Below are 7,920 nucleotides of genomic sequence, written 5' to 3'. Positions count from 1 at the left end.
GGGGGGGCGGCGTTTTTTCGCTTATGGGGGGCGGGACAGGAAAAGTCAACCTTCCCCTTGCATTTTGCAGGAAGCTGTGCTATACTACACACTAATAAACCAAAAAGGAGACGGTGAGCCCTCGTGGACGAACCTCCGCCTAGTTGCAAGTACATAATGGAATCGGTCAGGGACAGCCTTACCCGCGGGGGATAGGGTTGTCCCTTTGCGCGTTGATTTCAAAACTGAAAGAGTTGGAGTTGAATATTATCTTATGTTGGACAGTGCCAGTATCGCCATGATCGTGGGTCTTGTGTTCTGTGTTATCATGTCAGGCTATTTCTCTGCCACGGAGACCGCCTTTACCTCCCTGAACCGGGTGCGGCTCAAGAGCTGGGCAGACGGAGGCGACCAGCGGGCGGCCCGTACCCTGGCTCTGGCGGAGGACTACGACAAGCTGCTCTCCACCCTGCTTATCGGCAATAACATCGTCAACAACGTGGCCACCACCATCGGCGCGGTACTCTTTATCCACCTGATTGATGAGGTGACTGGACCTACCGTGTCCGCCATTGTGCTGACCGTGGTGATCCTGATCTTCGGCGAGGTCTCCCCCAAGAGCCTGGCCAAGGAGTCCCCCGAGCGGTTTGCCATGTTTGCCACCCCGCTGCTGGGGGTGCTCCGTACGGTCCTTACCCCGCTGAACTTCCTGTTTACCCAGTGGAAGCGGCTGCTGTCCAAGGTGTTCCGCAAATCGGCGGACGGCGGCATTACCGAGGAGGAGCTGGTCACTCTGGTGGACCAGGCGGAGAGCGAGGGCGGCCTGGACCAGCATGAGAGCCGCCTTATCCGGGCGGCCATCGAGTTCCACGACCTGGAGGTGGAGGAGATCCTCACCCCCAGGGTGGACATCGTGGCGGTGGAGGACACCGACTCCATGGAGGAGATCGCCAAGATCTTCGCTGAGAACGGGTATTCCCGCCTGCCGGTGTACCACGAGGACATCGACAACATCATCGGCGTCATCCATGAGAAGGATTTCCACGCGGCCCGCTACCGCGGCCTGACCAGCGTGAAGGAGATGCTGGGCCCCATGCTCTATACCACCGGCAACACCAAGATCTCCGAGCTGCTGCGCATCCTCCAGCGGGAGAAAGCCCACATGGTCATTGTGGTGGACGAGTACGGCGGCACCGAGGGCCTGGTCACCCTGGAGGATATCGTGGAGGAGCTAGTGGGCGAGATCTGGGACGAGCACGACGAGGTCATCGAGGAGTTCAAGAAGCAGGAGGACGGCAGCTACCTGATCTCCTGCTCCGCCGATCTGACCGACCTCTTTGACCTGTTCAAGATAAAAGGGGAGTGCGACTCCAACACCATCTCCGGCTGGGTGATGGAGCAGATCGGCCGGGTGCCCGAGGAGGGCGACCGCTTCGTCTCCGATGGCCTGGACGTGACGGTGACCAAGGTGGATCACCGCCGGGTGCTGGAGATCCGGGTGGCGGTGCTCCCGGGGGAGGGGGAGAACTAAGACGGATGCCCGGAGATGTCCAGCCGGGCAACAGCAGCCGCATACAGCAGCACAAGCCCGGAGGACACCAGGACACCCCCAATCACATCGGTGCACCAGTGCACCCCAGACAGTAGCCGCCCCAAGACTGTGAGAACCATTGCCAGGAGGCAGGCGCCGCCTAACAGAAGGCGGGTGGGGCACCTCCCCTCCATTGAATGGAGGTACAGCAGGGCCGTACCCATAACGCACAGTACCAGCACGGTGTGGGATGACGGATAGGAGGCCTCCAGCTTTCCGTTTACCAGGATAGGACGGAAACTGACAGGCAGAGCCTCGAATAGGAGGTAGACGGCCAGAACGAGAGCGTAGAACCCGCCCATATACCGTAGACGGCGGTCCACCTGCCGAAGGGAGCGGCGTTGAAGGAGCTGGAGTAGGCCGAGTAGGGCGAAACCGGCGGCGCACAGGATGGCTGCGAGACCCAAAGCTTCGGTGAGCCTGTACCAGAAGGGAGAACCGCCCAGGCACTGAAGGACGAACAGATTTAGGCTGGCCAATCCCACTGCGGAGCCGCCAGGGCCCACCGGACGGACATCCACCAGAAGTACCAGGGTAGTTAGGAGGCCAAAAAGCAGAAAGGACAGTCCGCTCATGGCAAGGAAGAAAGTGCTTTTTTGTTTCATAGAATTCTCTCCTCATGAAATGGATTTGGGTGCAGGCCCTGCACCTACCATCCTAGGGAGGGGGGAACAAAAAGGCAAGAAACGCGCTGTCACAATCGAAAAAGGCCCGTGACACGATCCGTGTCACGGGCCTTTTTCAGCCTTATCAGAGGCAGGATGGAGTACCAGAGACAGCCTGACCAGCAGGAGCAGAAACAGCAGTACGGTGGCGTAGGGCTGGCGGGTAAGGGCGCAAAGGAGCACAATCCCGGCGTGGAGCGTCAAGATTGGGGGACGGAGCCAGGCGCCGCTGCGGCGGAGGAGTAGCGGTAGTATCCCGCACAGAGCCAGAGCCAGGAGCGCCGCAGTGAGAAGGCCGCACAGGGCAGGGGAGAGAGTCGGACCAGAGACAAGAGAAACAGCCCGGACAAGAGGGCCCTCCCGCCGGGAAAACAGGGGAAGGAAGGGGATCAGAAGGGGAATGCAGGCCAAGGCACCGGATAGCAGGCGGCGGCTGCGCGCCGGGACTGCCGGGGCGGGAAGGGCCTCATCGGAGAGCAGGGTATCGATGGGGACGGAAAAGAGCCGGGAGATGGCCTTTAGGGACTCCAGATTGGGCAGGCCCCTGCCGCTCTCCCACTTTGAGACAGCCGTCCGCGAGACATAGAGCTGCGTGGCCAACTGCTCCTGGGTTAGATGCCGCTCCGTCCGAAGGCGCTGAAGCTTTTCATAAAATTCCATTACGTCCTCCGGGTACGAGACCAGTAGGCCGCCATGCTCTCGCCGGGCTGGCCGGTGACCTCGTGGGAGAGGTAGGCTGTCAGTGCCTCCGGCGGCGTCCAGGCCAGGGCGGCGGCCTCGGTGTCAAACTCCACCTCGGCGTAGTAGAAGCCGCTCTCCAGGGCGGGATCGACTTGGTTGACCTCCAGCGTGAGGCCGCCGGGAAGGGGATAGCGGCGCTGCTCCTTTTCGATCATGGGGCCGGACAGCATGGCCCTGAGGCGGAGGTAGCGCCCCTCGTCCACGTCCACCTCCACCTCCTCCCGGGCCAGGCCCGCGCCCCCCTTGAAGCAGAGGATGTAACGGGTCTCCCCGCCCAGGACGGCCTCCCGGCGGATGCGGATGGCGGGGCGGACGGCAAAGTAGCCCTGGTCCATTTGAAGGACGGAGGAGGGGGTCAGGGCGGGCCAGCCCTCCACCAGCCAGCGGCGTTCAATTTCCATACAGAAGGCCTCCTCAGAAGGGCAGGGTCACGATGGCGGGCACCAGAAGGGGAACCGCCAGGGACAACACCACGCCGGAGGTAAAGGAGTAAATGGTAATGCGCTCGTGGGTGGCGCCCACCACCACGGGGAGCACCGTATCCATGGCCGCCGCACCGGGCAGGGAGGCGCACTCCACATAGCCCACGTATTTGGCCACGATGGGGATGGTGATGATGGCGAAGATCTCCCGCATCACGTTGGACAGGAAGGCCACGGCGGACACCGACAGGGAGTAGGGGGCCAGCAGGGTGGGGGCCAGGGAGTACCAGCCCAGGCCGGAGGCGGCGGCCATGGAGTCCTTCACCCCCAGTGGGAGGACGAGGCCGGCCAGGGCGGCGAAGGCCAGGGAGCCCGCGCACACCGCCACCGGCACCAGCAGCACCTGGAAGCCAGCGGTCTTGATGTCGGCCAGCAGGGTGCCCTGCTTGCCCATGTCCATGCCCACCATGAAGAGGAGCAGGTAGAGGCCGAAGCTGATGACCGTGCCGCAGTGGGCGGTGACGGCGGCGGGGAGCACGAAGCGGCCCGCCAGCATTCCCAGCACCACGGCAATGACAATGATGAAGGTGAGGGAGTTGTCCGCCTTGCCGCCGTGGTGGGCCTCCTCCTCCCGGGCGGCCTCGCTGCCCCGGGGCAGGCCGTAGTGGTCCAGCTTGAGCACGAACCGCCGCAGCAGGGTGAGGCACAGCAGGGAGCCGGCCATGGCCAGCACCGTGATCACCAGGGCCGCCAGGCCGATCTGGCCCAGGGAGGAGACCACCTCGTCGTTGGCGCCCAGGTTGACGCCCAGGGTGACAATGAGGATCATGAGGGCCGCGAACTGGAGCTTGCCCACCCACACCAGGGGACGGCTGCGCAGAGCCTTGCGGGAGCCCAGAAAGGCACCCACCACCACCAGGCCGATGTAGATTGCCAGATTGCTCAGGGTACTGAGGGTAGTTCCCATTCCCATCCATCCTTTATAGGTTTATGAAAGAACTGTATCCTATTTTAGCATGGACAAAGGGGAAAGTCTACCCCGGAGCCTTTGAGCTCAGAGATCCCTGGATATTTGCAGAGAGAGGGCCTTAAGCCTGCCGCCCCGGTATCTGCGCCGGAGTGCGGCCGCGCAGCACTCCAGGGACAGTCCATCGGGAATGGCGCGGCGCAGGAGAAGAACGGGGAGGTTGCCCGTCCCGTTTCCTGACAGGGTGAGCTCGAAGCCGGGGCACCGGCACAGCGCCTCACCACACGGGGTACCGGTCAGACGTCGGAGTTCCAGCGCGATCTCCTCCAGTCCGGCTGGAGCAGTGCCATGTGCAGAATGGGACTGAAGCTGTGCACCAAGGGCCGGGTCATAGAGGCGCAGGCTAATACAGTCACGAGCGAGGAGAAGCTGCGGGGAGGTATCCGGTGGTAGAAAACCGTAAAGGGTGAGCAGGGGAGTCACCGATGCAGCATAGAGGTCTGCGTCCTGTTCGGCCCAGTCGGCGGTTCCCGCCGGACGGATTAGTCGATAGAGTGGCCAGGGGGCGAGCAGGAAAATAGGGAGAAGGAGCCACGCTTCAAAGTGAATTTCAACTAAGTAAAGGATACCAATGGCAATTGCAGCAAGGGATACGGCGATCTCCACCCTGACTCACCTCCGGTTCCAGCTCAAATCTAAAATGGTATCTATTTGAAAACATTATAGTATTCTAAATGAAAATGTGCAAGGGGGAATATTATCTTTAAGATACCCTTATAGGGAGCTGATAGAAGTGAGCATAGAGAAAAGAGCGCTTGGGGAGGCGGTTCGACTGGCCCGAATGAAAAAGGCCCTGACCCAGGAGCGTCTGGCAGAGATGCTGGATATAACGCCCATCCACCTTAAAAATATCGAGGGGTCCCGGCGGATTCCATCCGTCCCGCTGCTGTTTCGGATGATGGAGCTGCTGGACTTCTCGGTAGACGCGCTGGTATTCCCGGAGCGGGAGAGGGCTCCGGCGATTCACACCGACGGGCTGACGGAGCGGGAAGCGGAGGCACTGGCCCGGCTGGTGGACGCGATGAAAGCAAAGGAATAGCGGCGGCTTGCGTGGATGCGCGGGCCGCCGCTGTGCATTCTTGAGAAATTGGGGGTCTATGGAAAGGCCTGTCCGCAAAAAGAGACCTACGGGGCAGGGAGGGAAAACGACCCGTAAGAACAGATACGCCCTGGGGGGCCATAGGCCGCCCAGGGCGTATCAAAATCGGGGGAAGGTCAGTTCTGCTCCAGGGCCTTGGAGTCCACCTCGTCCCTGAGCTTGGCGGCAAAGGCGTCGAAGCTCATGACGGTCTGCCCGCCGTGGCGGTTGCGCACGGCCACGTCGCCGGTCTCGGCCTCCTTGTCGCCCACCACCAGCATATAGGGCACCTTCTCCAGCTGGGCCTGGCGGATCTTGAAGCCGATCTTCTCGCTGCGGTGGTCGGTCTCCACCCGGTAGCCCAGCGCGTCCAGCTTGGCGGCCACCTGGTCGGCGTACTCCGCCGCCCGGTCGGTGATGGGGAGCACCTTGACCTGCACCGGGGCCAGCCAGGTGGGGAAGGCGCCGGCGAAGTGCTCGGTGATGACGCCGATGAACCGCTCGATGGAGCCCAGCACCACCCGGTGGATCATGATGGGGCGGTGCTTCTCGTTGTCCGCGCCCACGTACTCCAGCTCGAAGCGCTCGGGGAGCTGGGAGTCGAGCTGGATGGTGCCGCACTGCCAGGTGCGGCCCAGGGAGTCGGCCAGGTGGAAGTCCAGCTTGGGGCCGTAAAAGGCGCCGTCGCCCTCGTTGATCACGTAGGTCTTGCCCATCTCGGTGATGGCCTCTTTCAGGATGTCCTGGTTGTGCTCCCACTGCTCCACGGTGCCGATGTGATCCTCCGGCATGGTGGACAGCTCGATCTCATAGTGCAGGCCAAAGACGGAGTACACCTCGTCAAAGAGCTTGACCACGTTCTTGATCTCGTCCTTGAGCTGGTCGGGGGTCATAAAGATGTGGGCGTCGTCCTGGGTGAAGCAGCGCACCCGGAACAGGCCGTGGAGGGCGCCGGACAGCTCATGCCGGTGCACCAGGCCCAGCTCGCCCACCCGCAGGGGGAGATCCCGGTAGGAGTGGGGCTCGTTCTTGTAGACCAGCATGCCGCCGGGGCAGTTCATGGGCTTGACGGCGAAGTCCTCCTCGTCGATGACGGTGGTATACATGTTGTTCTTGTAGTGGTCCCAGTGGCCGGAGCGCTCCCACAGGGAGCGGTTGAGCATGATGGGGGTGGAGATCTCCACATAGCCGTAGCGCTTATGCACCTGCCGCCAGTAGTCGATGAGGGTGTTCTTCAGCACCATGCCGCGGGGCAGGAAGAAGGGGAAGCCGGGGCCCTCGTCCATAATGGTGAATAGGCCCAGCTCCTTCCCCAGCTTGCGGTGATCCCGCTTCTTGGCCTCCTCAATGCGCTGGAGGTAGGCGTCCAGCTCGTCCTTCTTGGGGAAGGCGATGCCGTAGATGCGCTGGAGGGTCTGGCGGCTGGAGTCGCCCCGCCAGTAGGCGGCGTTGCAGGCGGTCAGCTTGATGGCGTTGCCCTTGACCCGGCCGGTGGAGTCCAGATGGGGGCCGGCGCACAGATCGGTGAACTCGCCCTGCTTGTAGAAGGAGATGTGGGCGTCCTCCGGCAGATCATGGATCAGCTCCACCTTGTAGGGCTCGCCCTTCTCCTCCATGAACTTGAGGGCCTCTTCCCGGGGCAGCTCAAAGCGCTCCAGCTTCAGCTTCTCCTTGCAGATCTTGCGCATCTCTCCCTCAAGCTTCTCCAGGATCTCCGGAGTGAAGGGGAAGGGGGAGTCCATGTCGTAGTAAAAGCCCTCGTCGATGGAGGGGCCGATGGCCAGCTTTACCTCCGGGTACAGGCGCTTCACCGCCTGGGCCAGAATGTGGGAGCAGGTGTGCCAGTAGGTCTTGCGGTAGCTCTCGTTTTCAAAGGAAAATTCACTGTTCTTGTTCTCTTCGGACATTCTGATAACCTCCTTCTCGTCTGTGGGGCGGCACACGGCGCGCGCCCCGGTAAAAATGCGGCGGGGTTACAGCAAAAAACGCCTCACCCCTGAGTGTGTCAGGGGTGAGGCGCTGTCATACGTCCCACGGTTCCACCCTGCTTGCCAGAGACACAGAGACGCCCGGCAGGACAACCGCAACACGCGCAGGCCGAACGAACGGTCGGGCAAAGCCCGGCGGCAGGTTCGGCACAGCGTGGAACAGCTGGCCGCCGCAGAGGGCGTGCAGCGTGGCAACTGGCCGCTTGTGACTTCCTGTAACGGGAAAGCCCCGGCCCGGTCATCCCGGGCGGCTCGGGAGTGGTACAGCCGCCGCGTGTCGTGGGACCCTTCCACCAAACGGGTCCCTCTCTGTCCGCCGCTGTGCGGGTTCGTCTCCGTCAAAGCCAATTTGAACGGACCTACTATATCACTGAGGGGAAGGAAAGTCAAGAGTCCACTTTATCCCGGAGCGCGGGGGGGGGGGGGGGG

Annotated in this window: 8 protein-coding genes; 2 read left to right on the top strand and 6 right to left on the bottom strand. The window is 62.3% G+C overall.

Features of this window, described 5'->3' with window-relative positions; all coding sequences use genetic code 11:
* Positions 1-253: 253 nt before the first annotated feature.
* Positions 254-1,510: an HlyC/CorC family transporter gene (locus ACESY8_RS17800; RefSeq protein ID WP_082382909.1), complete on the top strand. Its 1,257-nt coding sequence runs from the start codon at positions 254-256 to the stop codon at positions 1,508-1,510.
* Here the strand turns inward: ACESY8_RS17800 and ACESY8_RS17795 are convergent.
* The 5 genes from ACESY8_RS17795 to ACESY8_RS17775 form a co-directional block, all read right to left on the bottom strand.
* Positions 1,507-2,175 carry a phosphatase PAP2 family protein gene (locus ACESY8_RS17795; protein WP_055179233.1) on the bottom strand — a complete coding sequence of 223 codons (669 nt, stop codon included), beginning with the start codon at positions 2,173-2,175 and terminating at the stop codon, positions 1,507-1,509. The genes ACESY8_RS17800 and ACESY8_RS17795 overlap by 4 nt on opposite strands.
* Before the next feature lie 123 nt (positions 2,176-2,298).
* Complete coding sequence (locus ACESY8_RS17790) at positions 2,299-2,895, bottom strand: helix-turn-helix transcriptional regulator (protein WP_054339087.1); 597 nt, start codon at positions 2,893-2,895, stop codon at positions 2,299-2,301.
* Complete coding sequence (locus tag ACESY8_RS17785) at positions 2,895-3,377, bottom strand: CYTH domain-containing protein (RefSeq protein ID WP_054339088.1); 483 nt, start codon at positions 3,375-3,377, stop codon at positions 2,895-2,897. The genes ACESY8_RS17790 and ACESY8_RS17785 overlap by 1 nt, the downstream gene beginning before the upstream one ends.
* A 13-nt stretch (positions 3,378-3,390) precedes the next feature.
* A complete protein-coding gene (locus ACESY8_RS17780) occupies positions 3,391-4,365 on the bottom strand; it encodes a LysO family transporter (protein ID WP_035300610.1) in 975 nt (324 codons plus the stop codon).
* Between the two features lie 87 nt (positions 4,366-4,452).
* Positions 4,453-5,031 (bottom strand): hypothetical protein, encoded by a 579-nt coding sequence (locus ACESY8_RS17775; protein WP_055179237.1) that lies wholly within the window; start codon positions 5,029-5,031, stop codon positions 4,453-4,455.
* Between the two features lie 127 nt (positions 5,032-5,158).
* On the opposite strand from ACESY8_RS17775, the gene ACESY8_RS17770 reads away from it, so the two are divergent.
* Positions 5,159-5,464 carry a helix-turn-helix domain-containing protein gene (locus ACESY8_RS17770; protein WP_257592984.1) on the top strand — a complete coding sequence of 102 codons (306 nt, stop codon included), beginning with the start codon at positions 5,159-5,161 and terminating at the stop codon, positions 5,462-5,464.
* Positions 5,465-5,640: 176 nt separating this feature from the next.
* Here the strand turns inward: ACESY8_RS17770 and thrS are convergent, their stop codons facing one another.
* Entirely contained in the window at positions 5,641-7,410 is a 1,770-nt protein-coding gene (gene thrS / locus ACESY8_RS17765; RefSeq protein ID WP_054339089.1) for a threonine--tRNA ligase, read from the bottom strand.
* Between the last annotated feature and the right edge of the window lie 510 nt (positions 7,411-7,920).

Source organism: Clostridium sp. ATCC BAA-442, from assembly GCF_964239415.1.
Classification (GTDB): Bacteria; Bacillota; Clostridia; order Oscillospirales; family Oscillospiraceae; genus Flavonifractor; species Flavonifractor plautii.
This window is presented reverse-complemented; position numbering and strand designations above follow the sequence as displayed.

Coding starts and splice junctions, on each gene's coding strand:
- thrS (WP_054339089.1), bottom strand. CDS start 7,410: ATGTCCGAAGAGAACAAGAACAGTGAATTTTCCTTTGAAAACGAGAGC.
- ACESY8_RS17780 (WP_035300610.1), bottom strand. CDS start 4,365: ATGGGAACTACCCTCAGTACCCTGAGCAATCTGGCAATCTACATCGGC.
- ACESY8_RS17790 (WP_054339087.1), bottom strand. CDS start 2,895: ATGGAATTTTATGAAAAGCTTCAGCGCCTTCGGACGGAGCGGCATCTA.
- ACESY8_RS17785 (WP_054339088.1), bottom strand. CDS start 3,377: ATGGAAATTGAACGCCGCTGGCTGGTGGAGGGCTGGCCCGCCCTGACC.
- ACESY8_RS17800 (WP_082382909.1), top strand. CDS start 254: ATGTTGGACAGTGCCAGTATCGCCATGATCGTGGGTCTTGTGTTCTGT.
- ACESY8_RS17795 (WP_055179233.1), bottom strand. CDS start 2,175: ATGAAACAAAAAAGCACTTTCTTCCTTGCCATGAGCGGACTGTCCTTT.